Source organism: Vreelandella venusta, assembly GCF_044809155.1.
Classification (GTDB): Bacteria; Pseudomonadota; Gammaproteobacteria; order Pseudomonadales; family Halomonadaceae; genus Vreelandella; species Vreelandella venusta_B.
The window spans coordinates 1493119-1519364 of sequence record NZ_CP085241.1 but is presented as its reverse complement, the minus strand read 5'-3'; the positions used below and the strand labels follow the sequence as shown (position 1 = coordinate 1519364).

The following is a 26246-nucleotide window of genomic DNA, read 5'->3' as shown; positions in this document are numbered from 1 at the left end:
TCCTTAGCCCTTCTGTTTGATTTTCGCCCAGCTATCTTTTAATCCTACGGTGCGGTTAAACACCGGCTGCCCTGGTTTAGAAGCATGACGGTCGGCACAGAAGTACCCTGTCCGCTCAAACTGGAAGCGATCTTCCGGAGCTGCATCCGCCAAGCTAGGCTCGCCAATCGCCTGACAAACTGTCAGAGACTCTGGATTGAGGTGGTCTAGGAAATCGACATCTTTGTCACGATCAGGCTGCTCAACCAAGAAGAGGTTATCGTAAAGGCGTACTTCCATGGGCACACCGTAAGCCGCGCTTACCCAATGAATCACGCCTTTCACCTTGCGGCCTTCTGGGTTTTTACCCAAGGTATCGAAATCCACCGAGCAATGCAGCTCTATGATTTCACCCGCGTCGTCCTTAATAACATTATCGCAGCGTATAACGTAGCTGTTGCGCAGACGCACTTCCTTACCGGGCGCTAAGCGGAAGAACTTCTTGGGCGCATCTTCCATAAAGTCGTCTTGGTCGATGTAAAGCTCGCGACCAAACGGCACCTTACGCATGGCCATATCGTCACGTGCGGGGTGGCCGGGCACTTCGTAAATCTCTTCATGGTCTTCGGGGACATTCGTCAGCACTACTTTAAGAGGTTTCAATACGCACATTGCTCGCGGCGCGTTGTCCTCAAGGTCTGAACGAATCGCATGCGTTAGCATGGCAATATCCACTAAGCCACCGTCAGCGCGCGTCACACCGATCATCTCACAAAACTTGCGGATAGACGCCGGCGTATAGCCACGACGACGCATACCAGAGATGGTTGGCATGCGCGGGTCGTCCCACCCATCGACAATTTGCTCGTCAACCAACAGTTTCAGCTTGCGCTTAGACGTTAGCGTATAGTCGAGGTTCAGACGAGCGAACTCAATCTGGCGGGGTTTCGCTGGCACGGGAAGATTGTTTAAAAACCACTCGTAAAGCGGACGGTGGTCCTCAAATTCCAAGGTACAGATCGAGTGTGTAATACCTTCGATGGCATCTGACTGACCGTGAGTGAAGTCATACGAAGGATAGATTTTCCACTTATCGCCGGTCTGATGATGGTGAGCATGCCGAACACGGTAGAGAATCGGGTCTCGCATATTAATATTAGGAGACGCCATATCAATTTTAGCGCGCAGCACTTTGCCACCTTCAGCGAACTCTCCATTACGCATGCGTTCCAGCAAGTCCAAGTTTTCGTCGACGCTACGCTCACGGAAGGGGCTCGGCTTGCCGGGTTCGGTCAATGTGCCGCGATATTCGCGGATTTCGTCCGGGGATAAATCATCAACGTACGCCTTGCCCTCACGTATTAAGTATTGCGCCCAGGCGTATAACTGATCGAAGTAATCCGATGCAAAGCGCACCGGGCCAGCCCATTTAAAACCCAACCAACTGACATCTTCTTTGATGGCGTCAATATACGCCTGCTCTTCTTTCGCTGGGTTGGTGTCGTCAAAACGCAGATGACACTCACCACCCAACTGCTCCGCCAACCCAAAATTTAAACAAATCGACTTAGCATGGCCGATATGCAGAAAGCCATTGGGCTCAGGGGGAAAGCGTGTGACAATTTTGCTGACCTGGCCGCCCTCAATTTCGTCGCGTACTTGGTTGCGAATGAAGTTCGGCGCTGGGGTGGTCTCGTTGGTCATGGTGGTGTTAATAACCTCATGGTGGATGGTGCGCTAGGCAACCGATGCCTACGCTAATAGGGTTAGCGCTTCGCGGCGCTGGACAAAACCGCTATTATAACGTGACGCCGATGCACAGCGCCAAGGCGAACGCCTTTATTGAACAGGAATTTATCTATGATCGTATTACAGACCAACCACGGTGACATTACTATTGCGCTTAATCATGAAAAAGCGCCGGTTAGCGCGGCTAACTTTGAACAGTATGTGCGTGAAGGATTTTACGACGGCACGCTCTTTCACCGTGTGATTGATGGCTTTATGGTCCAGGGCGGCGGGTTTGATCAAGACTTTAACCAAAAGCCGACCCGCGACCCTATTGAAAACGAAGCTGACAACGGCCTGCAAAATACCGTTGGCACGCTGGCAATGGCTCGCACCCAAGACCCTCACTCTGCCACAGCACAGTTTTTTATTAACGTAGGTGACAATAGCTTCCTCAACCATAGCGGTAAAAGCCTACAAGGTTGGGGCTACGCTGTCTTTGGCGAAGTGGTTGAAGGTATGGAGGTAGTCAACAAAATTAAGGGCGTTAGCACTACGCGCCGCGGTATGCACGCTGACGTCCCGTCTGAAGATGTCATTATCGAGCGTGCATTCGTTAAAGAAGCAGAATAAACGCCTGGGAGACTTATGCGCACTTTGTTGGTAGCCGACATGCACCTAAGCAGCGATACACCTGAGATTAACCAAGGTTTTTTTCGCTATTTAGAGCAAACTGCACAGGGGGCAGACGCCTTATATATTTTAGGTGACCTCTTCGATGCCTGGATCGGTGATGACCTTCTTGATACACCTCACCCACTGAGCGCAGTTGCCCATGATGTCATCAAGCGGTTACGCAAACTTAGCAGCAACGGAACAGCCGTTCACTTCCTACATGGTAATCGTGATTTTCTAATCGGTGAGCGTTTCATTAATGCCTGCCAGGGCAATCTGCTACCCGAAGCCCAAGCAGTTGAGCTTCAGGGCGTTCCGGTGGTGATCCTCCATGGCGATAGTTTATGCACCAGGGACGAAGCCTATATGGCGTTTCGCCAACAATCACGGGATCCGCAGTGGCAGGCACAAATATTGGCGCTTCCTATGGAGCAGCGTATAGAACTCGCTAAAAGCTTACGCATGCAGTCCGGTGATGCCAACGCCAATAAAGCGGACGAAATTATGGATGTCACTCATGAGGAAGTGGTGAAATTAATGGCGCGCTTTGGCGTGTCCACCATGATTCATGGCCACACCCACCGCCCGAAGGTGCATGATTTAACCGTGGAGGACGTTCCCGCCAAACGTTTTGTACTAGGTGATTGGGACAACCAGCACGGCTGGGATGTATTGATTGAGCAAACACCGGAGCACCATGCTGTTCCTGTGCTGCGTCAGTTCGCACTCAACGCTCCGCCGTAGCCGTAGCGAATAGAGCGAACACAATGCCATTGAAAAAGCCGATCATATAGATCGGCTTTTCAATTTAAGGGCTATCGAATCCCTAACCACTAAATGTACGCTGAGGGTTTAGCGCTCAATCTCAGCGTCACGATGCAGGTCGTCGATCAGCGCCTGGATGACCGATTGCGCCCGAAGCTGTTCAGCCATTTGTGCAACAAACGTGGTTATTTGCTCATTCACATCACCCGTCGACACGTCGTCTAATGCGACCACCGCGACACTTTGTGGAAGCGTTACAGCGCGATAAACACTCTGCCCTTCTTGAGGGCGTGGCATGCGAAACACTTGCTGCACAAGTGTTTGGGGCAGTGTACTGTCCGACTGCCGCGACACATTGTTTGCCTCAAGCCATGCAATATCTTCAGCGCTTCCTGCTTCTAAAGCTTCAATGATGCGCGCCGCTTCATCCTGCAATGCTTGTTGGCGCTGCTGTGCAGCGACGGCCGATTCAACGTCACCACGCACATCATCCAACGCTAACAGGGTAGGCTCTCGATGCTCGGCAACCCGTAAAACCAAACGACGGTCATCGTCAAGCTCGATCACTTCGCTGTTGTAGCCCTCTTCAAGCACATCAGCACTGAATGCTTCGTCCAACACGCCCGGCTCAGATAGCACACCCTCGCCTTCACCACGTGCTAGCCAATCTGTTTGGCTGAGCGTCAAGCCAAGATCATTCGCGACAGTTTCCAGATCATCAGCGGCAAAGCTCTCATCGATTAAGCGTTGAACTTGGCGGTTAAAGTCATCGTTGACTTCACGCAGCGCTACTTCTTGCTGCAGCGTCTCCCGCTGCTCCTCAAACGCCGGTGCCTCAATCTGAGTCACTTGCAAAATATGGAAAGCACCGTCCATCTCTACTAGCTGAGACGTTTCGCCTTCATCCAACGCAAATGCCGCCTCGTCAAACGCATCACCGAAGAAACCACGGCTAATAACCCCGAGGTCACCGCCCTCTTCTGCACTCGCAGTATCATCCGAGTAGCGTAAAGCGGTTTCGGCAAAGGGTTCGCCCTCTTGTAATGCCTGAAGCGCTACCTCAGCACGCTCTTGAGCCTCTTCACGGCTACGCTCTCCACCAAACGTCACCATAATATGAGACACTTGGCGATCGGCATTGCGATTTTGCTCACGCCAAGCTGCACGCAAGGCATCTTCATCAACCTCGCGCCCAGAGGCCATTTCCTGGCGATCAATCAAGACATACTCAACGCGCACTTGTTCTGGGCGCTCAAAACGTGCCTGATTGGCGTCGTAATACTCCTGTATCTGCTCTTCAGTCACGTCGATATCCAGCTGAACATCGTCGGCACTTAACATTGCGTACCGGAAGCTGCGCTGCTGACGCTGCAACTCTGCCAACCGCTCTTGTTCACTGGCCAAACTAAAATCGCTGAATGCCAGTCCTTGCTGAAGGTGCTGACGGTTAATGTCGACACGTAACTCTTCTCTGAATGAGACCGGCGTATAGCCCGCACCGGCTAAGCGGTTACGAAACACCTCGGATGAGAAGCGACCCTCTGGGTCGTGGAATTCAGGAAGGCCCACAATGATTTGATCTAATTGGGCCTCAGATACATAAAAGCCGCCATCATTAGCATACTGGGTCAACAGCTTTTGGGTAATAAGCTGGTCAAGCATGTCGTTACGCAAAGCACGCTCTTGTTCTGGCGGCACTTGCCCGGAACGTAGTGCACGCTGAACCTCAAGCTCTACCTGCTGCCGCATAATCGGCTCGCCATTGACGCTTGCCACTTCATTGGGATCACTACCGAATACGCTAAACAGCGATTCAATGCCGAACAGTGCCATGGCAGCCACCATAACACCGATGATGATTTTGGCACCCCAGCTTCTGGAGCCGTCTCGAATACTTTGCAGCATGCTAGCCTCAGATTATTACAGCAAAACTCATCGCCCAAAATAACGGGCCAGAAAAGAATATGGGCGCATCGCGGATGCGATGCGCCCATTAGATCACAGAAGACTCGCCAATTAGTTGACGGCGTCTTTCAGCGCTTTACCTGCTTTAAAGCTGGGAACTTTTGCAGCGCTGATTTGAATTGGCTGACCCGTTTGCGGGTTGCGACCTGTACGTGCAGCACGCTCTTTAATAGCGAAAGTGCCAAAGCCTACCAGTGAAACACTCTCGCCTTTTTTGAGGCTATCGGTGACAGACTCCACCATGGCATCCAATGCGCGGGTTGCCGCTGCTTTTGGAATATCAGCAGACGCGGCAATAGCTTCAATCAGCTCGGACTTATTCACACTTCACCCCTTAACTGTTTCAAAAAATGGCTCTGAACGGCGCAATCACCGGGTGCTACAACCTCAAAGCATAGCTGCGTTTTATAGCAATGCCTTGAAACACCTGTCAAGCGACCGGACCGTGGGATGCCGTTTGCACAAGGCAATCGGCAAACTTATTACGTAATATTAAAGCTCCAAAGAGCCCTAATGCTTAATGCGTGCTGACTACGGCATTCGAACTAAAAGACGTATCAGTACCTTTTAACGAGGTGCTGTCGTCGACTTGATCGTTCGTTAGCGCTATCGCTAACACCTCATCTATCCACTGTACTGGACGAATATCAAGTGCACCTTTGATATTTTCCGGTACTTCCTTGAGATCTCGGCGATTTTCCTCAGGAATCAGGACGGTCTTTATACCACCGCGGCGCGCTGCCAGCAATTTCTCCTTTAAACCTCCGATGGGTAGGACCTCTCCGCGCAAGTTAACTTCACCTGTCATTGCAACATCACAGCGCACGGCGCGCTGCGTATAGGCCGAGACAATTGCGGTCACCATCGCTATACCCGCGCTGGGGCCATCCTTGGGAGTAGCACCTTCAGGGACGTGTATATGAAGGTCTTCGTTCTCAAACCGCTGGGGGTCAATCCCATACTCATGAGCACGCGCCTTAACCACCGTTTGCGCAGCGCTTACTGACTCTTTCATCACGTCGCCGAGCGAACCCGTTTTATTAATACGTCCTTTACCCGGGGTAACGACAGATTCAATATTGAGCAGTTCACCACCGACAGATGTCCAAGCAAGTCCGGTCACTCGACCTACCTGGTTCTCTTTTTCAGCCAGCCCATAGCTGTAGCGACGAACACCTGCATAGGTTTCGATCTCTTCAGCCGTTAATACTTGGCCAGCTTGTAATTTACTACCTTTCTTCTCATTAGAAACGCGCTCCGCCTCAAGGCGTTCACGCAGCACCTTCCTACATACTTTCGCGATCTGGCGTTCTAACTCGCGCACGCCCGCTTCACGCGTGTAGTAGCGCACCAGTTCTAATAGCGCATCATCCTGCAAAGCAAGCTCATCAACCTTAAGACCGTTAGCTTCCAGCTGTTTGGGCAGCAGGTAGCGCTTGGCGATGGCCAGCTTCTCGTCTTCGGTGTAACCCGGCAGCCGAATAATTTCCATCCGATCAAGCAGCGGCCCCGGAATATTCATCGAGTTCGCCGTGCAAATAAACAGCGTCTCGGATAAATCATAATCCAGCTCAAGGTAATGATCGCTAAAGCTATTATTCTGCTCAGGATCAAGGACTTCTAACAGCGCCGAGGCGGGATCACCACGATGATCCATACCCAACTTATCAACTTCATCCAGTAAGAAGAGCGGGTTTTTCACGCCAGCACGGCTCATCCGCTGCATCAATTTACCCGGAAGCGAACCGATATACGTACGCCTGTGACCACGAATTTCCGACTCATCGCGCACACCGCCTAACGCCAAACGTACATATTTACGGTTGGTTGCACGCGCAATAGACTGCCCTAACGAGGTCTTACCCACACCTGGCGGCCCCACTAGGCATAGCACCGGGCCTTTCATCTTGCGCACGCGTTTCTGTACCGCTAAGTACTCCAGTATGCGCGCCTTAACCTCCTCCAGGCCGTAGTGATCCTCATCAAGCACCTGCTGAGCTTTTACCAAGTCGTGCTTAACGCGCGTACGTTTCTTCCAAGGAACGGCAACCAACCAGTCCAGATAAGAGCGAACGACAGTAGCTTCGGCCGAATTAGTCGCCATCATTTTCAGCTTATTTAGCTCTTGCGTCGCTTTTTCAGCCGCCTCTTTAGGCATACCTGACGCTTCGATGGCCTGCTCATACTTTTCTGCCTCATTGGGAACATTATCCAGCTCACCCATCTCTTTTTGGATGGCTTTCATCTGTTCATTGAGGTAATACTCGCGCTGCGTCTTTTCCATCTGCTCTTTGACGCGAGAGCGGATGCGCTTCTCAACCTGAAGAAGATCAATTTCAGACTCAATGAGTGCCATCAGGTGCTCGATACGGTCGCGTACACGATCCATTTCAAGCAGCTCTTGCTTGTCACCAATTTTCAGCGACAAATGAGCGCAGATGGTATCCACTAGACGGCTTGGGTCTTCAATTCCAGTAAGAGAATTGAGTACCTCGTTAGGGACTTTCTTGGATAATTTTACGTACTGCTCAAATTGATTTAACAGTACGCGTACCAGCGCTTCTTGTTCACGGTGGGTAAGCGGCTCACTCTCCCGCGCCATTAAGTAGGCTTGTGTATAGCCTGCTTCATTCTCTTCTATCTCGACTACATCAGCGCGAAAGCTGCCCTCAATAAGCACTTTGACAGTGCCATCTGGCAACTTCAGCAATTGCATTATATCTGCCACGGTTCCCATGGCATATAAGTCTGCATTGTCCGGATCATCCTGAGAAGCCTCGCGCTGAGCCACCAGCAGTACACGCTTATCGGCCTCCATCGCCGCTTCCAGGGCTTGGATAGATTTTTCACGGCCAACAAAAAGAGGTATAACCATTTGCGGGTAAACAACCACATCCCGCAACGGCAACAAAGGTAGACACTGTGTCTGTTCGGCGTTCTGCTGCATCGCAGACGTTCCTCAAATTCGGATGTGTACTTGAAGGGTACTTAGACAAGCACCTCACAGTATAAAAAGTAACTTTCGCAACAATTGCATAAAAAAAATCATGCAAAAGCACCGTGCGGAAAGCATACGACCAAATGGATTATGCCTAATAGCAGGGGGCCGCCTAGGCGACCCCCTGGTTCAACACAAGCGGCCTACGCTAAGCCGCAGCGTACGCCAATTGGCTAGCCGTCAGTGCCATCAACACGAGCTTCCTCTTGCTGAGAATAAAGCAATAGTGGTTCGCTTTCTCCAGCAATCACGGATTCATCAATAACCACCTTGCTGACGCCTTCAAGCGAAGGAATCTCATACATCGTGTCGAGCAATACTGATTCAAGGATAGAACGCAGGCCACGAGCACCGGTTTTACGCTCCATTGCCTTAGTCGCTACCGCACGAAGTGCATCGTCTCTAAACTCAAGCGACACATCTTCCATTTCAAAGAGCTTGGCGTATTGCTTAACGAGCGAGTTCTTAGGCTCAGTTAAAATTTGCACCAATGCATCTTCGGTCAACTCGGTGAGCGTAGCGATCACCGGCAGACGTCCGACAAACTCAGGTATCAAACCAAATTTGACTAAGTCTTCTGGCTCAACATCTGCCAGTAGCTCGCCCACTCCGCGCGAAGACTCTTTACTCTTCACGCTGGCATTAAAGCCAATGCCGCCTTTTTCAGCACGGTCTCGGATAACCTTGTCTAGGCCAGCGAAAGCGCCACCCACAATAAACAAGATATTGGCGGTGTTCACCTGAACAAATTCTTGCTGTGGGTGCTTACGACCACCTTGCGGTGGCACTGAGGCAGTTGTGCCTTCAATTAGCTTCAGCAACGCTTGCTGAACGCCCTCGCCTGAGACGTCCCGAGTAATCGATGGGTTGTCAGATTTGCGCGAAATTTTATCAATTTCGTCGATATAGACGATTCCGCGCTCAGCTTTTTCGACGTCGTAGTCACACTTCTGAAGCAGCTTTTGGATGATGTTTTCAACATCTTCACCTACATAGCCGGCTTCTGTCAGCGTTGTTGCATCAGCAATAGTAAAGGGCACATTTAATAGCCGCGCCATGGTTTCTGCCAGTAGTGTTTTACCACTACCGGTTGGACCAATGAGCAGAATATTAGATTTACCTAGCTCCACATCACCGTCACGCACGTCTGTTTTCAGGCGTTTATAGTGGTTATAAACCGCTACAGATAGCACCATTTTGGCGCGATCCTGCCCAATGACATAGTCGTCTAATGTATGACGTATTTCGCGGGGCGTAGGTAAACGCTCCTCATCGCTCTCGGCATCGGCTTCGAGAACTTCCTCGCGAATGATGTCATTACATAAGTCGACACACTCATCGCAGATATACACGGACGGGCCTGCAATTAGCTTACGTACTTCGTTTTGATTTTTACCGCAAAACGAGCAGTAAAGCAGCTTGCCACCTTCGTCCTTGCCTTTGCCGTCGGCCATTCGCGTACCTCTATCACTGCGGCGGCTCACGCCGCCGGAAAAGCTCGTTAGAAAAGCACAATCCTATTACGCTATCAGGATGTTGGGCGCTTATCCAGCACTGCATCAATCAAGCCATACTCTTTGGCTTTATGAGCACTCATAAAGTTGTCCCGATCGGTATCGCGGGCAACTGCTTCAAGCTCCTGACCTGTGTGATGCGCCAGAATCTGATTGAGTTTTTCGCGGATACCCAGTATTTCACGGGTGTGAATTTCAATATCTGACGCTTGACCCTGATAACCGCCCAACGGCTGATGAATCATTACCCGAGAGTTGGGCAAGCAATAACGCTTACCGGCCGCACCCGCTGTTAGCAGCAGCGCACCCATACTGGCGGCTTGGCCAATACATACGGTAGAAACATCAGGCTTTATAAACTGCATGGTATCGTAAATCGACATACCCGCGGTTACTGAGCCGCCTGGCGAGTTGATATAGAGATGAATATCTTTATCAGGGTTCTCCGACTCAAGAAATAGCAGCTGAGCCACAACTAAATTCGCCATGTAGTCTTCTACTGGGCCTACCAGGAAGATGACACGCTCTTTTAGCAGACGTGAATAAATATCGTAGGCCCTTTCCCCTTTGGCGCTCTGCTCAACCACCATGGGCACTAAACCGCCGGCGTTTTGAATATCAAACTCACTCATTCGGGTGATTCCTTGCGTCCGGTAAGGGAAAGGCGCATCGCAAAGGGATGCGCCACGCGACGACGTTAGGCGTTAGCCTGTTCGCCCTCTTCGACATTTTCATCCTGCTCAGCCTGCTGCTGAGCGGCCGCCAATGCTTGCTGATAAGACATTTCAACGTCTTTTACGTTTGCCTGCTCTAGCAGCTTCTCTACCGCTTTCTCTTCTAGAATGGCAGATTTAACCTGGGTTTTTAGCTGCTCATTACCCATGTAGTAGCTAACCACTTCTGATGGGTCCTGATACTGTTCTGCCAGCTCTTCAACCTTAGCCTTGATGGCGTCGTCATCAGCATCCAGCTCGTTGGCCTTGATAACTTCAGCCAACAGCAGGCCTACTTGAACACGACCTTTAGCTTGCTCTTCAAACAGCTCGTTAGGCAACTGGCTAACGTCAAAATCTTCACCTAACCCAAACTGCTGAGCAGCCTGACGCTTCATGCCGTCTGTTTCTTGCTGAACCAGTGCACTAGGTACCGGGATTTCATTGGCGTTTTTCAACGCATCCAGAACCTGCTGCTTAACACGATTATCAATCGCCTGAGCCGCTTCGCGGGTCATGTTTTTCTTAATTTCTGCACGGAACTGGGCTTCATCACCGCCTTCCACACCGAAACGCTCGATAAAGGCAGCGTCAACCTCAGGCAGCTTCTGGGTGCTAACCTTGTGGACGGTGACTTTGAACGTCGCTTCTTTACCGGCAAGGTGCTCGGCTTGGTAGTCATCGGGGAAGGTAACGCTAATGGTTTTTTCTTCACCGGCTTTAGCGCCGATCAACTGCTCTTCAAAGCCGGGGATAAAGCTGTTAGAGCCAATAACGAGTGCATGACCTTCAGCGCTTCCACCTTCAAACGGCTCATCGCCCAGGAAGCCCTGGAAGTCGATAGTTACTTGATCGCCATCAGCAGCGGCAGCATCTACTTCTTCCCATTCAGCGTTTTGCTTACGCAGGGTATCGATCATTTCGTCGACATCTGCATCGCTGACAGTTACCACTGGGCGCTCAACGTCTGTGCCTTCAATTGAGGCCAGCTCAATCTGCGGATAAACCTCCATCAGAGCAACAAACTCGAGGTCTTTACCTGCTTGATTAACTTTAGGCTCAATTTGCGGGAAGCCTGCAGGGTTAAGACCCTCTTCAGTAATGGCGCGGACATAGCGCTCACGCATTACTTCGCCAACCACTTCATTACGTACACTATCACCATAGCGCTGACGAACTACTGCCATCGGCACCCGGCCTTGGCGAAAACCATTCAAGCGAACGTTTTTCGCAGTGTCTATCAAGCGAGCGCTGACGGCCTCATCGATTTCTGAAGCCGGCACTTGGATTGTGATACGGCGTTCGATCTGGGAGGTCGTCTCGACGGAAACTTGCATGAATTGTCCTCTAGCGGCTGGGCGTTGTGTTGATTACGTATAATAAGTTCAAGGGGCGATTTTAAGAACCCTAGCGCATGGTGGCAAGCGCCATGCTCGCAAGATGGGGGTCAGAAGCATCAAATACAAGGGAATAGCCATTAATTACCGCGTTCAAAACGCTATTTTGCGCAAAAACACTGCGCCACTGGTTAAAAAGCGGGCTACTACTGACCCACTACACCCTTCTACCGTTTCACTCTTCACGTCTCGTCCACCATAAACTGACGGCGTGTAGTAACAGCCCGGCGGTGGCAGCATGTGAAATAAATACCTGCCAACTGATCCAATCAGTGAAGAGCAAATGCCACCCCCCCATCACAACGAGTCCGGCAACCATCATCGCGGCAAGCCGCTTTAAAAATGATGGTAACGCTTGTCGCGCAGTAGCAGAAAGCATCCTCCACTGTAACACGGCAGCGCTCGCAACAAAGGCCAAGGCAATTAGAAGCAGTGTTTGACGCGTCTCATGCCCCCCTGCCATATATCGTGGTAATGCCGACAACATAACCACACACAGGCCTACTGCAACGCTAACGCGCTCAGGAGAATAAGGTATTCGCTGCATGCTTAGGCAACCTTTAGCTGCTGGGATTCAATCCACTCTTCTACCCAGGGTAGTGCCGCATCATCTGCCATGAACGTTTCCATTGCATCCACCTCCAGCCGTTCACCTAAGCGAGTCGCTCCATGATCGCCTAACAAAGCATCAAGCGCCCTGCCGGCACCGCAAAAAGTGTCGCCGTAAGAGCTATCTCCTAACGCAATAAGGCCGTAGCGCAAGGTTGTTAAAGAGGGGCTCTGGTCACGCAATGAACGAACAAACGGCACAAAGCTGCCTGGGAAATCACCACTGCCTGTTGTAGAGACACAAAATAACGTAATCCCATCATGGCTAGTCACATCAGTTAAATTGGGCTGCTCTACAATATCGACGCTGTAGCCCGCCTGTTCGAACAGTGGCTTTACCTGCTCGGCGACATCCAACGCGCCACCGTACATAGTCCCCACTAAGATATTTAGCTTAGGCATCATCGCACTCCCCTGTAAAAGTGTCGCACTGCGCTTTGTTCAGTCGACAAATACCTGATGGATTTGCTCAAATATTAACACGTTTGGCAAAAACGACGCACGTCTCTACTTTTCGTCCCCATCCCTCCCCGACTAGGAGCTCTCATGCAGCAAACCTTTGAGTCTTGGATAACGCCAATCATGGTTGGCGGTTTAATTATCTTTATGTGTTTTATCATTTGGGATCTTGCCAAAAAATCGAACGCCGGCAAATTTGGCACCATCATGCTCTTTGTAGTGCTGGGTGCTGGCATGCTGGGCTACATCCTCAAGGTCATCATCACTTGGCTAATAGAAGGACGGGGGATCTGACGTCTGCACACGACGGCATCCCCACTGACTGCCCTGAGACGGGCAGCTATCCATCAGATATAAAAAAGGAGCGCCCTAAGGCACTCCTTTTCACATCTCTTATATTGATGCTTTCGCCACGAATACGCATAGCGTATTGGTAGAAAAACTGCTCAGAGACTATGACGTACTGGTGTGATGCTCGACTTGCTGCTTCAGCTTTTGCCCAGGGCGAAATGTCACAACACGACGCGCAGAGATCGGTATTTCTTCGCCCGTCTTAGGATTGCGCCCAGGGCGCTCACGCTTATCACGCAAGTCAAAATTACCAAATCCTGATAGCTTAACCTGCTCGTTTTCTCGCAAACAGGCACGGATCTCTTCAAAAAAAGCTTCCACCATCGCTTTTGCTTCTCGCTTAGACAGCGCCAGCTCCGTGTGTAAATGCTCCGCTAGCTCTGCTTTGGTCAACGCACCCATAAGGCTCCTCCTTGTAGCAAACTCATTGCCAAGAACGTGATACGCGCCGCGTCATGGCATGCACTGGTTAGCCGCGCAGTTCAGCATCCAATTTGACACGCACTTGTGTCACGATGGAATCGACCAACTGATTGATTTCTTCATCGTTTAGCGTGCGCGATGGATGCTGCCAGGTCAAGCCTAGGGCAATACTCTTAAACCCATTATCGACTCCCTTACCAGCATAGACATCAAATAGCTTAATGTCTTTTAAGTAATCACCTGCTTCAGCTTGAGCACAGTCAAGCAATGCTTGAACAGGCACTTCCTGACGGAGGATAAAGGCCAAATCGCGCCGCACCTCTGGGAAACGTGACAGTGGTTGGAAAGCAGGGATACGCCCCTGACTCAACGCATCGAGACGCACTTCAAAGAGTACTGCATCAACTTTTAACCCAAGTTTTGCTCGCACCTGCGGGTGTAGCGTACCAATCCAACCGGCGGGTTCACCATTGTGCAGCAGTTGAGCACTTTGCCCCGGATGAAGCGCAGGGTGCGCTGCTGGCTCAAAACGCCAAGCGTCCGGATGACCGCCCAGCGCTAGCAAACTTTCCAGATCGCCTTTTAAATCGTAAAAATCTACCGCTGACTTAGCGCAACTCCAACCTTCAGCCTCACGAGAACCACACACTAACGCCCCCATCATGGGCACTTGTGAGAGATTATCCAGCTGACCATTGAACACTAAGCCAGTTTCAAACAAACGCACACGCGTCTGTTGGCGGTTAAGATTATGCTCCAACGCACGTACCAGCCCAGGAAAGAGGCTGGCGCGCATCACCGACAAGTCCGATGAAATTGGATTGGCTAACACTGGAGAAACCGCATCAGGCAGGATTGCCGCCTGCAGTTCAGGCGCGACAAAGCTATAAGTCACCGCTTCCTGAAAACCGCGCGCCACCATCTGATTACGAAGCTGCCGTTGCGTCAGTATAGATTCGTTAGCTGGCCGCAGAGCTAATCGCGCTGCAGGCCGACGCACAGGCAAGTTATTGTAGCCATGAATACGTGCAATCTCCTCAATGAGATCCTCTTCAATAGCTAAATCAAACCGCCAACTGGGAGCCGTCACCGACCAGCCTTCCGCCTGCTTTTCGACCGCCAATCCTAGACGCTGAAGAATGTCGGTCACATCTTCAGCAGCCAGTCGTTTTGACAGCGCGCCTTCCAGCCGGCTTTCACGCAGAAAAATAGTGCGGGATGCCGGCATATGGGCGCTGCTAACCGCCTGCGTAATCGGGCCTGCCTGCCCACCGCAAATGTCGATTAACAGCTGCGTTGCACGCTCAATGGCAACGCCAGCAAGCTCAGGGTCTACACCACGCTCAAAACGGTGCGATGCATCGGTATGCATGCCATAAGAGCGCGCTTTGCCTGCAATCGCCAACGGCGTGAAATACGCCGACTCCAGGAAGATGGTCTGAGTGGATTCGCTGACACCAGAATTCTCCCCACCCATAATACCGGCCATCGCCAAGGGACCACGATCGTCCGCAATCACCAGCGTTTCAGGCCTCAATGCGATGTCCTGACCATCTAACAACGTCAGCCGCTCACCCTCATGAGCTAGGCGCACTGTAATGCCACCTTGCAAATTATCGCGATCAAACGCATGCAACGGCTGGCCAAGCTCCAACATAACGTAATTAGTGACATCAACGATGGGATCAATCGAACGAACGCCACTGCGTCGCAAGCGCTCAACCATCCAAAGCGGTGTCTCAACGGTAACGTCTATCCCTTTAATGATCCGCCCTGCATAGCGCGGGCACTGCTCTGGAGCGTCAATATTAATAGGGAAAGTATCATCAACACTGGCTGGTAACGGCTGAATGACAGGCCCGCTCACCGGCAGCCGATTTAATACGCCAACTTCCCTGGAGAGTCCCTTGATGCTCAGACAGTCGCCACGGTTAGGTGTCAGGTCAACCTCAATGGTCATATCATCGAGCTGCATGTACTCGCGAAAACTGACCCCCACTGGCGCCGAGGCTGGCAAGACCAGGATACCGGGCGATACTTCTTCCTCTAACCCTAACTCAGACGCCGAACAGATCATGCCTCGCGACTCAACGCCACGCAGCTTGGCTTTCTTAATCTTAAAGTCTCCGGGCAGCACACCCCCTACTTGAGCAAAGGGAATTTTCTGCCCTACATCAACATTGGGTGCCCCACATACCACCTGAACCGGCTCGCCTGTTCCATCATTAACTGTGCAGACGTTCAACTTATCAGCATCAGGATGCTTCTCTTTCGTGAGCACTTCCGCCACAACAACGCCGCTGAAAGCTGACGCGACTGGCGCAACAGCATCCACTTCCAAGCCCGCCATGGTGATTTGGTCAGCAATCGCTTGTGCATTGAGCTGCGGAGATACCCATTCACGCAGCCACTTTTCTGAAAATTTCATGTTCGCTCCTGTCTTTGGCGGCGGCGTTAGGAGAATTGACGCAAAAAGCGTAAGTCGTTTTCAAAAAACAGGCGCAGATCATTCACACCATAGCGCAGCATTGCCAGGCGCTCTGCCCCCATGCCGAAAGCAAAGCCGGTATAGCGCTCGGTATCAATTCCAGAGTGACGGAATACTTCTGGGTGCACCATTCCACACCCCATGACCTCTAACCACCCGCTATGGGAGCAGACTCGGCAGCCATTACCACTGCACATGACGCACTGAATATCGACTTCCGCCGAGGGTTCGGTGAACGGGAAGTAAGAAGGCCGAAAACGAACGGAGAGATCGTCTCGCTCAAAGAACGCCTGGAGGAAATCTTCAATAGTTCCCTTCAAGTCTGCGAAGCTAATGCCCTCATCAACCAGCAACCCCTCTACCTGGTGAAACATGGGGGTATGCGTTAAGTCAGAGTCGCTGCGATAGACACGCCCAGGACAAACAATTCTAATCGGCGGCTCGCTGCTTTTCATCGTACGAACTTGCACCGGCGAGGTATGGGTGCGCAGTAACCGCGTGGCATCAAAATAAAAGGTATCCGCCATCCCCCGGGCGGGGTGGTGAGCAGGAATATTAAGCGCTTCAAAATTGTGGTAGTCGTCCTCAATTTCAGGCCCTACCGCCACGTCGTACCCAATACGAGTAAATAAGCTTTCGATACGCTCAAGCGTACGGGTAACAGGGTGTAACCCACCGCTCGCTTGCCCGCGACCCGGCAAGGTTACATCAATGCGCTCTGCCGCCAAACGCGCGTTCAATGCCTCGGCTTCAAGCGCGTTTCGTTTTTTATCAATTTCGTCGGAAAGCGTCTGCTTCGCTTGGTTAATACGCTCACCCGCGGCAGGACGCTCTTCAGCGGATAGCTTACCTAAGCCTTTTAACAAGGCAGTGACATCGCCTTTTTTACCTAAATAACGTACCCGTAACTCATCTAATGCAGAGACGCTCTGCGCTGCCTGGATGGCTTCGCGAGCTTCTGATACCAGAGTAGGAAGGTGATCCATCCGTTTCACTCCGAATTAAGCGATTTCCATCTAACGATGGTGTGGCATAGAGAAGTGACAAAAAAACAGGGGAAGAGCGGCTGCTCTTCCCCTGTTCGGGTCACACTGAAATGACCTCAGGCATTTCACACTGATCTACATCAGTGTGAAAAGGCCTTATTGGGCAGCCTTGGCTTTTTCCACGATAGCAGCAAACGCTGCTTTTTCGTGTACCGCCAAATCGGCCAATACTTTACGGTCGATTTCAATACCGGCTTTCTTGAGACCACCAACAAAACGGCTGTAAGACATACCGTTAATGCGCGCACCAGCGTTAATACGCTGAATCCACAGCGCACGGAACTGGCGCTTGCGGTTACGGCGGTCACGGTAAGCATACTGACCAGCTTTGATAACAGCTTGCTTGGCTACGCGGAAAACACGCGAACGGGCACCGTAGTAACCTTTGGCCTGTTTCAATACTTTTTTATGGCGACGACGGGCAACTACGCCACGCTTAACACGGGTCATAACACACTCCTGACATTAGGTCTGAGGCAATATGCGCTCAGATAAGATAATTCGACCTTACAGATTCGGCAGCATGCGCTGGATCAGCGCTTTATCAGCAGCATGAATCTGCTTCATTCCACGCAGCTGACGCTTACGCTTGGTCGATTTCTTGGTCAAGATGTGGCTACGGAAAGACTGCTTGTGCTTGAAGCCGTTAGCGGTCTTTTTAAAGCGCTTAGCAGCGCCGCTGTTGCTTTTGATTTTCGGCATGAGAGAACTCCGCTCGATATTTTTTAGAAAACCCAGGGCCGACCAGCGCATAGACGCTGGCCCGTTAACTTCGCCGTTGGATCACTTCTTTTTCGGGGCAATAATCATGATCATCTGGCGGCCTTCCATTTTAGGGAAAGCCTCAACCGCTCCGATCTCTTCCAGGTCTGCCGCGATCCGTTCCATTAGCTTGCGGCCAATGTCCTGGTGCGCCATTTCACGACCACGGAAGCGCAATGTGACTTTGCCCTTGTCACCACCTTCTAAAAAGCGGGTCAGGTTTTTAAGCTTAACCTGGTAATCGCCTTCGTCGGTGCCAGGCCGGAATTTAACTTCCTTCACCTGGATTTGCTTCTGCTTTTTCTTTTGAGCCGCTTTTTGCTTCTTCGTCTCAAAAACAAATTTGCCATAATCCATAATCTTACAAACGATAGGATCGGCATTCGAAATTTGCACGAGATCTAAACCGGCAGCTTCTGCACGCTCAAGAGCTTCGGTGGTGGGCACAACACCCAACTGCTCACCTTCAGCATCAATTAGACGTACTTCTTCTTCGGTAATTCGCTCGTTCATTGGTGGGCGCTTGTCTTGTGGACGCCCGCGCTGATTGCTTCGCTTGATCGCTCCGTCTCCTTAGGCAATTGACGATGTCGCCAGGGCTGCTCGCTCCTCACTAAAACGCTCGATGAACTCATCAATTGTCATAGTGCCGAGATTTTCGCCGCTGCGAGTACGCACGGCCACTGAGTCAGCTTCGACTTCCTTATCTCCCACCACAAGGAGATAGGGAACTTTCTGTAACGTATGCTCACGGATTTTAAAGCCGATCTTCTCGTTCCTCAAGTCCGCCTTGACCCGTAAGCCATGTTTTTGCAGTCGATGCTCTAATTTAAGCGCATAATCGCGTTGCGCATCCGTAATTGTCATCAAAACTGCTTGTTGAGGCGCCAGCCAAAGTGGCATCGCACCCGCATAGTGCTCTATTAGGATACCTAAGAAACGCTCAAAGGAACCTAAAATTGCGCGGTGAAGCATTACAGGAGTTTTTCGCGTGCCGTCTTCATCGACGTATTGCGCTCCTAAACGCCCTGGCAAATTAAAATCTAGCTGAAGAGTACCACATTGCCAAACACGATTCAGGCAATCACGTAAGGCAAATTCAATTTTAGGCCCATAAAAAGCGCCTTCGCCGGGCTGCAGCTCCCATTTGAGGCCTGTTGCATTGAGGGCAGCCTCAAGCCCTTGCTCTGCTCGATCCCACATTTCGGCTTCGCCCAGGAAATCTTCCGGGCGCGTTGACAGTTTAAGCTCAACTTCGTCAAAACCGAGTGTTTTATACACCTGCAGGGTCAAGGCGATAAATGCTTCTGCTTCTGCTTGGATTTGCGCTTCTGTGCAGAAAATGTGGGCATCATCTTGGGTAAAGCCACGCACGCGCATCAGACCATGTAGGGAACCAGAAGGTTCATTGCGATGGCAGCTACCAAACTCTGCTAAGCGCAGCGGTAAATCACGGTAGCTTTTTAGACCCTGATTAAATACTTGAACATGGCAGGGGCAGTTCATCGGCTTAACCGCGTATTCGCGCTTTTCCGATTCCGTCGTGAACATCAGCTCACTGTAATGCCCCCAGTGACCAGACTTTTTCCATAGAGATAAATCAACAACCTGCGGTGTCTTGATCTCTTGATAACCGTGCTCACGCTGAATCTTGCGCATGTAGTCTTCTAACGCCTGGTACATTGTCCAGCCATTAGGATGCCAAAACACCATACCCGGTGCTTCTTCTTGCAGATGAAACAAGTCCATTTTGCGCGCAAGCTTGCGATGATCGCGCTTTTCAGCCTCTTCAAGGCGCTGCAAATAGGCTTTGAGCTGCTTTTTATCGCCCCATGCAGTGCCATAAATACGGGTTAGCATGGTGTTATTAGCATCACCACGCCAATACGCCCCCGCCAACTTAGTGAGCTTGAAAGCTTTTAAATGGCGGGTATTTGGCACGTGCGGGCCGCGGCACATGTCGACATACTCTTCGTGATGATAAAGCCGGATAGTCGCGCCTTCGGGAATATCACGCACAATTTCCTGCTTATAGGGTTCATCACGATGCAAAAATGCGAGCATTGCCTGGTCGCGGTCAACATATTCACGCACTACATCGTACTCATGCTCAATCAATGAGCGCATGCGTGCTTCAATGGCTTCAAGATCATCTGGGGTAACAGGTTGACCGAATTCAATATCGTAGTAGAAACCATCTTCAATCACTGGCCCTATTGCCATTTTGGCTTTAGGGTACATCTGCTTAACCGCATGCCCAATTAGGTGCGCGCATGAGTGGCGAATGATTTCAAGCCCCTCAGGATCGCGGGCAGTAATAATTGCCACCTCAGCGTCTTGCTCAATTAAATCAGCGGCATCGACTAATACACCGTCAATCTTTCCAGCCACACAGGCCTTGGCCAAACCAGGGCCAATGGATTCTGCAAGCTGCATAATAGAAAGCGATGCGTCGAACGTTCTTTGGCTGCCATCAGGCAGTGTCACAATGGGCATTCAAATATTCCTTGAGCGCAGTGGTGATCCATACCAAGGATCACATTTCGCTATCAATGGGCGAGAGTTACAAACCTATGTTTAACGGGCCGCTAGCCTATCAGAATTTAGTGGGCCGTAAAATAAAACGGGAGACCCTTAGGCCTCCCGTTTATTTATCTAATTAAGCAAATGATCGCTATTAGCGATGGTCGCTCAATCAAATCAGCTTAGTTCCACTCGTCTAACTCTACACGACGGTTTTGTGCACGGCCGTCATCGGTGTCGTTAGATGCCACCGGACGCTCTTCACCGTAGCCTACTGCACGCATACGGTTAGTCTCTACGCCACGCTGTGACAGGTAAGCAGCAACTGATTCAGCACGACGCTGAGAAAGGTTCTGGTTGTACTCTGCAGAGCCGCGCGCGTCAGTGTGACCCTCAATGCTTACACGAACGTCAGGGTTATTGACCAGACGCTCGGCAACACCGTTAAGTACTTGTTGGGCGTTAGCTGTGAGTTGAGCAGAGTCAAATTCAAAGTTAACGTCACGCAGGACTAGGCTATCTGGGCAGCCCAGCGCGTTAACCTCAACGCCTGCAGGCGTATTCGGGCACTGGTCACGATAATCCGGAACGCCGTCATTATCAGAATCCAGCGGGCAACCGCGCGCATCTACTTCCACGCCAGCCGGGGTGCCTGGGCACTGATCACGGTAATCCGGCACACCGTCGCCATCGGAGTCCAGCGGGCAGCCTTGCGCATCAACAGCTACACCAGCAGGCACTTCGCCATAGCTTGGGCATTGCGGTGCAACAGGCTCGGGAGTGCGGTCAGCACACAGTAAACCGCCAATAGCAGCACCTGCAGCAGCACCTGTAGCCGCACCACTTTCTTCATCGGAGCTACCACTGGTGGCGTAACCAATGCTGCCACCGATTAAACTGCCAGCTAAACCACAAACCGCTGGGTGCTGGTACCAGCTACGGTCACTGCTAGCGCTAGCCTGCCCAGATGTCTGGGTGGCCGAGCTGGCGCAGCCTGATAAACCTACTACCAGGGCAGAACCGACTAGCAAGCCAGTTGTTGATTTTTTCATGCAAGACTCCTTCTTGATCCAATGCTGAAATGGTCACACGACCAATTCTATCCAATGCTTCTTATTGCGAGAGCATCCTTTTTTCGCCTGCTCAGTATAATGGCGATATAAAACCAACGCTCTGATACTGAACGGTTTGCCTATGATTAACGTTTAGACGCTAGAAGGCAACAATACGAAGATACCAACATCTTGCTAATACCCACTGTTTCAGCATAGCAAAAAGGGCACAGTAAGCGGCAAAAATAGCTCGAACTGTCTCAAAATAGGTATTATTTAACGCTTATTGAGCCCATGCGGCGTTAGTGAAGAGACGCAGGCCCTTTGGAACGCCACTTAATAACCTCTGCTGCTGCTGCTAATACTGCAGGGCGCATTTCATCTTCAACGATCAAACGCTCTTTATCTTCCTGCATCCTCTCCCGAGGGGAAAGCTCCTTCCGAGCAGAGTGGGTTTTCAAGTGCTGAGTACGCTGGTATACCTCAGCAAATGCTTGAAATTCTGGGCGCTCGGTTAAGCTTGGATCGATAATCTCAAGTAACACCTTGCATCGCCAAGAGGCTTCCGTTATGTCTACCTGCTCTTGAACCAGCGCGCTCACAACATAGTCCAGGTTCTCTAAACTGTTTTGGTGCGCGCGACGATCTTCGTCCACTCGATAGGCTTCTCGCCTTTTCACCTCTTTACGTAGGCTAAAAGCATAAGCAGCAAGGCCTACAATGATCGCAACGCCTACCACAAGCAAGATTAACGACGTAGCGGTATCCATAGCACTCCTCAGATAGGCACATAGAATAATTTAACGATAATTGTACACCCTAAAACCATCGTCACACCAATGCCACACACTTTTAATTCACCGTTCGGCGGTAACTGCCGTCAATGAGTGCTGAACAGGCACCGCATCATACCCCTGCCGCCATCGCCACCACGCCCAACCAACGCTTAGTGTCAGCACCACAGCGCCAGCAGTATGCAATAAAGCAAGCCACAAAGGCAGCCAAAGGAGGACATTGGCAATCCCTAACACTACCTGTACGACATAAGCACCCACGACAACCGCTAGCGCGCGCCCAACAAACACTAAACGGCGATACCGCCACCAAAGCACCATTAATACTACGCCTAAAAACAAGGCCCCAATACGGTGGACTACTTGTATCGCGGTACGTGCATCGGCGTGCAACTGACCATGTAAATAGTTAGGCCCGACGGTCTGGGTTAAATGAAATCCTTCGCTGAGATCCATCTCTGGCCACCATTGCGCATTGCAGGTAGGAAATCCTTGGCAGGCAATGCCTGCGTAGTTGCTTGTCACCCAGCCACCAAGTGCTAGCTGCAGCACCAGCAAACCGATCGATGCTGCCCACAATAAATTAACTGGCTGACGCGCTAACATCATATTCTTCAATGAATGACGAACACGCAAATAAAGCCAGAAAAACAGCATTAACACACTCAGCCCACCCAGGAGATGCAAGGTGACCACCTGCGGCCATAACTTCAATGTTACCGTAAATGCGCCAAAGGCACCCTGAATCAGAATAACCACGAGTAACGCCACGCTTACGCGCCAGGGGTAACCTGGGCGGTGACGCAGAGACCAGCCCAACGCAACAACACTAATAACTATTAGCCCTAAAAAACTTGCCACGTAGCGGTGCGCCATCTCCACCCACGCTTTAAAAGGCTCAAGGGGCACATCGGGATGACGCAAAGCGGCATGCTCACTATCAGGAACCAGCAACCGTCCGTAGCAGCCGGGCCAATCGGGGCAGCCCAAACCGGCATCCACTAAACGTGTCCAAGCGCCCACTAAGATGACTAAAGCGGTCAACAACGTTCCTGCCAAGGTGAGGTGCGCCAGCAAGCGTAATCGCTGATCTAATGCGTCTTGCATTCTATTTCCTTACGGCCCCGGGTGCCGACCAGTATTAATGATGGTTTACCTTGAACAAATGCCTTATGTCATCAAGGATATCGCTTGCGTTAGCTTGCTCATTAAACGCTAATGCTGGCACTCCCATTGGGTCCATTAACCAAATAACGCTTTCATTGCGCCATGCTGGCGGTTGTTGCCACTGATTAACCTGCTCTCCCGGCAGAGCTTGAATAGCGCCACCTATTCGCAATCGCTGTAATCGTGGCGCTTCGCGTCCCAAAGCCCGGTGAAGGCGCCACAGCTCATCTTTACGCTTTTCACAATTAACCGTACATTCAAACGCCAGCGTCCAAACGTCATTTGAGCTCTCTAACGGATCGACCAACGCCCACTCATATAAATTGGGCGCCATCACTTCTACTTCGCCATGGGCGGTATGTTGGTTTGGAATGCCGACACCCCACTTAACCATTCCCCATGCAGCCGCCATAGGCGCAGCAAATAAAACAAAAATCATGATTAATTTAAGCCGCTGATAATGAATCGCTTGAACCCGCAGCATTGTCTAATCCTCTTATTATTGTAAGCGATCTTTGCGCATACGATAGCCGCCTAATAACATCACAACGAACGCTGCCAATGTTAATCCCCACCACTGAAAAGCGTAGCCAACGTGCCGACTGGGAGGCATAACATTAGCCTTCCACCAAGGTAAAAAAACACCTTCTCCTTCCACAGCATGTAACCATCCCTGATAACTAAATGGCGCTAGCGTCTTTTCCCACGGTGCCAAGCTCATTTGCTGTAGACGAATGCCTTCTTGATTATCTCCATATAACGGCCCACCAGGACGAGCGGTTTGCCATTCACCCAATATTTCAACATTGCCACCAGGCGTTTGGGCATGAGGAGCGCTGCGGTCTGGACCTGTTTCCATAAAACCACGCTGTATTAACCAAAGCTGCCCATGTATGTCACGGAAAGGCGTAAGCACAGCTACCCCCAGACGACGCTCTAAGACACGGTTGTCTAAAAAAAGCGTATGCTGCGGAAGATACTCTCCTGCTAATCGCACCATTGCGCCATCCTGCGGCATCTCTTGGGGCGCTGTTAACGCAGGAGCTGCTGCACGAGCAGCCAACAAAACACGCTTGTCATTAGCCCGCTCCCACTGCCATAGTCCTAAAAAAAGGCCTAATGTGACTAATAACCCCCAAAAAACACCCCATGCGTAGAAGCGCCTTAACCAGACTGAGGTAGATATCATGTGGTTACAATTTCTTATTGCCCTAGTGTTTATCGCCATGGTGATTAGCCTTGCGGCAGGTGCCGGTTTTTTACTGCGAGACGATGCCACTTCAAAACGATTGCTGATTTCACTGAAGTGGCGCGTTGCCCTGGCATGCATTCTTATGGCAATGTTGGTATTCGGTTTTTGGTCAGGTGAACTGGGCTAACGACTACAAAACGTAAACAAAAATAAACAGCCCAACCCATATCACGTCTACAAAATGCCAATACCAGCATGACGCTTCGAAACCAAAATGATGATCGTTAGCAAAATGGCCTTTACATATTCGGACGAGAATACAGACTAAGATGATCGTGCCGATAATGACATGCAAGCCATGAAAGCCCGTCAGAATAAAGAAAGTCGCGCCGAAAATACCGGCTTCTAGCGTAATACCATAGTGATAATAGGCTTCGTAATACTCGACCCCTTGGATGACGATAAAACAGCATCCCAACAAGACCGTGCCTGCAAGCCAGTTTCGACAGGTAATACGCTCACCAAGCTTTAACGCTTCATGCGCCACCGTTAACGTGATGCTTGAAGTGATAAGTATCAGTGTATTAACAAGCGGCAACTGCCAGGGACTAAAGACTTGGTCGGGGCCTAATACCGAAGAATCGGGCGGGTTAAGAAGAGGCCAATGAGAGACAAACTCTGGCCATAGCAGCGCAGAAACACCTTTTGCACCTTCCCCTCCCAACCAAGGGATAGCGAATGACCTAACGTAAAATAGCGCACCAAAGAAGGCCGCAAAAAACATCAGTTCAGAGAAGATGAACCACCCCATTCCCCACCTGAATGAGCGATCCATCTGTGTATCGTACAACCCACTCATAGATTCGTGAATCACATCTCTGAACCAGAGCCCCATCACTGCGACAACACCAATTACGCCTATCAGCATCAAAGACGTACCAGTGCTATAAACTAGCTGGGAGCCCGCCCCAACCATCATGACACCCAATGCTAAAGAGCCTAGAACGGGCCATTTGCTAGTTGCCGGAACATAGTAGCTGCCGCCGCTCATATCTTATCCCCCACGCTATTGTTGTTATTCATTGAGGAATCCAATGCCATGTTATGCACTGGATACAGGGTATATACCAGCGTGATAGTGTTAATATCCTCCGGTAAATCACGCGCCAACTGAAACACCAGCGGAATGGTTAAACGCTCCCCCCCCTGTAGCTGCTGCTCTTGGAAACAGAAACAGCTAACTTTTCGTAAGTGGGTAGTCGCATTTGAGGGTGAGACACTTGGAATGGCTCTTCCCCAGCTTTCTTCAGCGCTATTATTAGAAAAAGTAAAGTCTACTTCAGCGGTTTGCCCAGGATGTACGCGCATTTGACGCGTTGCGACGCTCATTTGCCAGGGTAAGCCAGCACTGCCCCGAGTAATAAACTGCACCGTGATATAGCGCGACTGATCAACCTCCTCGTGGATGATAGCTTGAGCAGTGGTATCTACCTTGCCGTTAATCCCTGTAACACGACAGAACACGTCATAAAGAGGTACAAGTGCAAACGCAAATGCAAACATACCCATTAACACCGCAAGCGATCGAATGACGGTGCGCCGCACACCCGCGTCCCTGACGACTTCATATTCAGACATATCACTCC

26 protein-coding genes are annotated in these 26246 nt (G+C 50.9%); 4 read left to right on the top strand and 22 right to left on the bottom strand.

Features of this window, described 5'->3' with window-relative positions; translation table 11 throughout:
- Positions 1-3: 3 nt before the first annotated feature.
- Positions 4-1683, bottom strand: coding sequence for a glutamine--tRNA ligase/YqeY domain fusion protein (locus tag LG301_RS07205; RefSeq protein ID WP_404474661.1), 1680 nt, complete (start codon positions 1681-1683; stop codon positions 4-6).
- Positions 1684-1839: 156 nt separating this feature from the next.
- Here LG301_RS07205 and LG301_RS07200 point away from each other — a divergent pair, with 156 nt between their 5' ends.
- Both LG301_RS07200 and LG301_RS07195 read left to right on the top strand, forming a co-directional pair.
- The gene (locus LG301_RS07200) at positions 1840-2340 is read left to right on the top strand and encodes a peptidylprolyl isomerase (protein ID WP_404474659.1); all 501 of its coding nucleotides are present in this window, start codon (positions 1840-1842) and stop codon (positions 2338-2340) included.
- 15 nt (positions 2341-2355) lie between these two features.
- A complete protein-coding gene (locus LG301_RS07195; RefSeq protein ID WP_404474657.1) occupies positions 2356-3126 on the top strand; it encodes a UDP-2,3-diacylglucosamine diphosphatase in 771 nt (256 codons plus the stop codon).
- A gap of 108 nt (positions 3127-3234) precedes the next feature.
- On the opposite strand, the gene LG301_RS07190 is transcribed toward LG301_RS07195, so the two are convergent.
- The 7 genes from LG301_RS07190 to LG301_RS07160 all read right to left on the bottom strand — a co-directional run bounded on the left by LG301_RS07190 (position 3235) and on the right by LG301_RS07160 (position 12745).
- Positions 3235-5052: a SurA N-terminal domain-containing protein gene (locus LG301_RS07190; RefSeq protein WP_404474655.1), complete on the bottom strand. Its 1818-nt coding sequence runs from the start codon at positions 5050-5052 to the stop codon at positions 3235-3237.
- A gap of 111 nt (positions 5053-5163) precedes the next feature.
- A complete protein-coding gene (locus tag LG301_RS07185; RefSeq protein WP_007114333.1) occupies positions 5164-5436 on the bottom strand; it encodes an HU family DNA-binding protein in 273 nt (90 codons plus the stop codon).
- Between the two features lie 193 nt (positions 5437-5629).
- Positions 5630-8059 (bottom strand): endopeptidase La, encoded by a 2430-nt coding sequence (gene lon, locus LG301_RS07180; RefSeq protein WP_404474653.1) that lies wholly within the window; start codon positions 8057-8059, stop codon positions 5630-5632.
- Between the two features lie 224 nt (positions 8060-8283).
- Complete coding sequence (clpX, locus tag LG301_RS07175) at positions 8284-9564, bottom strand: ATP-dependent Clp protease ATP-binding subunit ClpX (RefSeq protein WP_263069038.1); 1281 nt, start codon at positions 9562-9564, stop codon at positions 8284-8286.
- Positions 9565-9638: 74 nt separating this feature from the next.
- A complete protein-coding gene (clpP, locus tag LG301_RS07170) occupies positions 9639-10256 on the bottom strand; it encodes an ATP-dependent Clp endopeptidase proteolytic subunit ClpP (RefSeq protein WP_263069039.1) in 618 nt (205 codons plus the stop codon).
- 65 nt (positions 10257-10321) lie between these two features.
- On the bottom strand, positions 10322-11674 hold the full coding sequence (gene tig, locus LG301_RS07165; RefSeq protein WP_404474651.1) for a trigger factor: 1353 nt from the start codon (positions 11672-11674) through the stop codon (positions 10322-10324).
- Between the two features lie 609 nt (positions 11675-12283).
- Complete coding sequence (locus LG301_RS07160) at positions 12284-12745, bottom strand: flavodoxin (protein WP_404475201.1); 462 nt, start codon at positions 12743-12745, stop codon at positions 12284-12286.
- Between the two features lie 144 nt (positions 12746-12889).
- On the opposite strand from LG301_RS07160, the gene LG301_RS07155 reads away from it, so the two are divergent.
- On the top strand, positions 12890-13096 hold the full coding sequence (locus LG301_RS07155; protein WP_404474649.1) for a DUF2788 domain-containing protein: 207 nt from the start codon (positions 12890-12892) through the stop codon (positions 13094-13096).
- 159 nt (positions 13097-13255) lie between these two features.
- On the opposite strand, the gene LG301_RS07150 is transcribed toward LG301_RS07155, so the two are convergent.
- From LG301_RS07150 to LG301_RS07095, 12 genes are all read right to left on the bottom strand, one after another.
- Positions 13256-13555: an integration host factor subunit alpha gene (locus LG301_RS07150; RefSeq protein ID WP_404474647.1), complete on the bottom strand. Its 300-nt coding sequence runs from the start codon at positions 13553-13555 to the stop codon at positions 13256-13258.
- Between the two features lie 67 nt (positions 13556-13622).
- Positions 13623-16004, bottom strand: a complete 2382-nt coding sequence (pheT, locus tag LG301_RS07145; RefSeq protein ID WP_404474645.1) for a phenylalanine--tRNA ligase subunit beta — start codon at positions 16002-16004, stop codon at positions 13623-13625.
- 26 nt (positions 16005-16030) lie between these two features.
- Positions 16031-17050, bottom strand: coding sequence for a phenylalanine--tRNA ligase subunit alpha (gene pheS / locus LG301_RS07140; protein WP_404474643.1), 1020 nt, complete (start codon positions 17048-17050; stop codon positions 16031-16033).
- Between the two features lie 156 nt (positions 17051-17206).
- Positions 17207-17560 carry a 50S ribosomal protein L20 gene (gene rplT, locus LG301_RS07135; RefSeq protein WP_009097607.1) on the bottom strand — a complete coding sequence of 118 codons (354 nt, stop codon included), beginning with the start codon at positions 17558-17560 and terminating at the stop codon, positions 17207-17209.
- Positions 17561-17617: 57 nt separating this feature from the next.
- Positions 17618-17812 carry a 50S ribosomal protein L35 gene (gene rpmI / locus LG301_RS07130; RefSeq protein ID WP_009097609.1) on the bottom strand — a complete coding sequence of 65 codons (195 nt, stop codon included), beginning with the start codon at positions 17810-17812 and terminating at the stop codon, positions 17618-17620.
- Between the two features lie 81 nt (positions 17813-17893).
- Positions 17894-18433: a translation initiation factor IF-3 gene (gene infC / locus LG301_RS07125; protein WP_082429671.1), complete on the bottom strand. Its 540-nt coding sequence runs from the start codon at positions 18431-18433 to the stop codon at positions 17894-17896.
- 12 nt (positions 18434-18445) lie between these two features.
- Positions 18446-20368 (bottom strand): threonine--tRNA ligase, encoded by a 1923-nt coding sequence (gene thrS / locus LG301_RS07120; RefSeq protein WP_404474641.1) that lies wholly within the window; start codon positions 20366-20368, stop codon positions 18446-18448.
- 209 nt (positions 20369-20577) lie between these two features.
- Positions 20578-21447, bottom strand: coding sequence for an OmpA family protein (locus LG301_RS07115; protein ID WP_404474640.1), 870 nt, complete (start codon positions 21445-21447; stop codon positions 20578-20580).
- Between the two features lie 302 nt (positions 21448-21749).
- Positions 21750-22217, bottom strand: coding sequence for a DUF2489 domain-containing protein (locus tag LG301_RS07110; protein WP_404474638.1), 468 nt, complete (start codon positions 22215-22217; stop codon positions 21750-21752).
- Positions 22218-22304: 87 nt separating this feature from the next.
- A complete protein-coding gene (locus LG301_RS07105) occupies positions 22305-23348 on the bottom strand; it encodes a heme A synthase (RefSeq protein WP_404474636.1) in 1044 nt (347 codons plus the stop codon).
- A gap of 34 nt (positions 23349-23382) precedes the next feature.
- Entirely contained in the window at positions 23383-23892 is a 510-nt protein-coding gene (locus tag LG301_RS07100) for a hypothetical protein (RefSeq protein ID WP_404474635.1), read from the bottom strand.
- A gap of 15 nt (positions 23893-23907) precedes the next feature.
- A complete protein-coding gene (locus tag LG301_RS07095) occupies positions 23908-24597 on the bottom strand; it encodes an SURF1 family protein (RefSeq protein ID WP_404474633.1) in 690 nt (229 codons plus the stop codon).
- Here LG301_RS07095 and LG301_RS07090 point away from each other — a divergent pair.
- Positions 24596-24787, top strand: coding sequence for a DUF2909 domain-containing protein (locus LG301_RS07090; RefSeq protein ID WP_404474632.1), 192 nt, complete (start codon positions 24596-24598; stop codon positions 24785-24787). The genes LG301_RS07095 and LG301_RS07090 overlap by 2 nt on opposite strands.
- Positions 24788-24790: 3 nt before the next feature.
- Here LG301_RS07090 and LG301_RS07085 read toward each other — a convergent pair whose 3' ends face one another.
- Positions 24791-25651 (bottom strand): cytochrome c oxidase subunit 3, encoded by an 861-nt coding sequence (locus LG301_RS07085; RefSeq protein ID WP_404474631.1) that lies wholly within the window; start codon positions 25649-25651, stop codon positions 24791-24793.
- Positions 25648-26238, bottom strand: coding sequence for a cytochrome c oxidase assembly protein (locus LG301_RS07080; protein ID WP_404474629.1), 591 nt, complete (start codon positions 26236-26238; stop codon positions 25648-25650). The genes LG301_RS07085 and LG301_RS07080 overlap by 4 nt, the downstream gene beginning before the upstream one ends.
- Positions 26239-26246 lie beyond the last annotated feature (8 nt).

Coding starts and splice junctions, on each gene's coding strand:
- pheT (WP_404474645.1), bottom strand. CDS start 16,004: ATGAAATTTTCAGAAAAGTGGCTGCGTGAATGGGTATCTCCGCAGCTC.
- thrS (WP_404474641.1), bottom strand. CDS start 20,368: ATGCCCATTGTGACACTGCCTGATGGCAGCCAAAGAACGTTCGACGCA.
- LG301_RS07110 (WP_404474638.1), bottom strand. CDS start 22,217: ATGGATACCGCTACGTCGTTAATCTTGCTTGTGGTAGGCGTTGCGATC.
- LG301_RS07200 (WP_404474659.1), top strand. CDS start 1,840: ATGATCGTATTACAGACCAACCACGGTGACATTACTATTGCGCTTAAT.
- LG301_RS07080 (WP_404474629.1), bottom strand. CDS start 26,238: ATGTCTGAATATGAAGTCGTCAGGGACGCGGGTGTGCGGCGCACCGTC.
- pheS (WP_404474643.1), bottom strand. CDS start 17,050: ATGGATCACCTTCCTACTCTGGTATCAGAAGCTCGCGAAGCCATCCAG.
- LG301_RS07150 (WP_404474647.1), bottom strand. CDS start 13,555: ATGGGTGCGTTGACCAAAGCAGAGCTAGCGGAGCATTTACACACGGAG.
- LG301_RS07085 (WP_404474631.1), bottom strand. CDS start 25,651: ATGAGCGGCGGCAGCTACTATGTTCCGGCAACTAGCAAATGGCCCGTT.
- clpX (WP_263069038.1), bottom strand. CDS start 9,564: ATGGCCGACGGCAAAGGCAAGGACGAAGGTGGCAAGCTGCTTTACTGC.
- LG301_RS07115 (WP_404474640.1), bottom strand. CDS start 21,447: ATGAAAAAATCAACAACTGGCTTGCTAGTCGGTTCTGCCCTGGTAGTA.
- LG301_RS07100 (WP_404474635.1), bottom strand. CDS start 23,892: ATGCTGCGGGTTCAAGCGATTCATTATCAGCGGCTTAAATTAATCATG.
- lon (WP_404474653.1), bottom strand. CDS start 8,059: ATGCAGCAGAACGCCGAACAGACACAGTGTCTACCTTTGTTGCCGTTG.
- LG301_RS07095 (WP_404474633.1), bottom strand. CDS start 24,597: ATGATATCTACCTCAGTCTGGTTAAGGCGCTTCTACGCATGGGGTGTT.
- LG301_RS07155 (WP_404474649.1), top strand. CDS start 12,890: ATGCAGCAAACCTTTGAGTCTTGGATAACGCCAATCATGGTTGGCGGT.
- LG301_RS07160 (WP_404475201.1), bottom strand. CDS start 12,745: ATGCCTAAGCTAAATATCTTAGTGGGGACTATGTACGGTGGCGCGTTG.
- LG301_RS07195 (WP_404474657.1), top strand. CDS start 2,356: ATGCGCACTTTGTTGGTAGCCGACATGCACCTAAGCAGCGATACACCT.
- rpmI (WP_009097609.1), bottom strand. CDS start 17,812: ATGCCGAAAATCAAAAGCAACAGCGGCGCTGCTAAGCGCTTTAAAAAG.
- LG301_RS07205 (WP_404474661.1), bottom strand. CDS start 1,683: ATGACCAACGAGACCACCCCAGCGCCGAACTTCATTCGCAACCAAGTA.
- clpP (WP_263069039.1), bottom strand. CDS start 10,256: ATGAGTGAGTTTGATATTCAAAACGCCGGCGGTTTAGTGCCCATGGTG.
- LG301_RS07090 (WP_404474632.1), top strand. CDS start 24,596: ATGTGGTTACAATTTCTTATTGCCCTAGTGTTTATCGCCATGGTGATT.
- LG301_RS07105 (WP_404474636.1), bottom strand. CDS start 23,348: ATGCAAGACGCATTAGATCAGCGATTACGCTTGCTGGCGCACCTCACC.
- tig (WP_404474651.1), bottom strand. CDS start 11,674: ATGCAAGTTTCCGTCGAGACGACCTCCCAGATCGAACGCCGTATCACA.
- rplT (WP_009097607.1), bottom strand. CDS start 17,560: ATGACCCGTGTTAAGCGTGGCGTAGTTGCCCGTCGTCGCCATAAAAAA.
- LG301_RS07190 (WP_404474655.1), bottom strand. CDS start 5,052: ATGCTGCAAAGTATTCGAGACGGCTCCAGAAGCTGGGGTGCCAAAATC.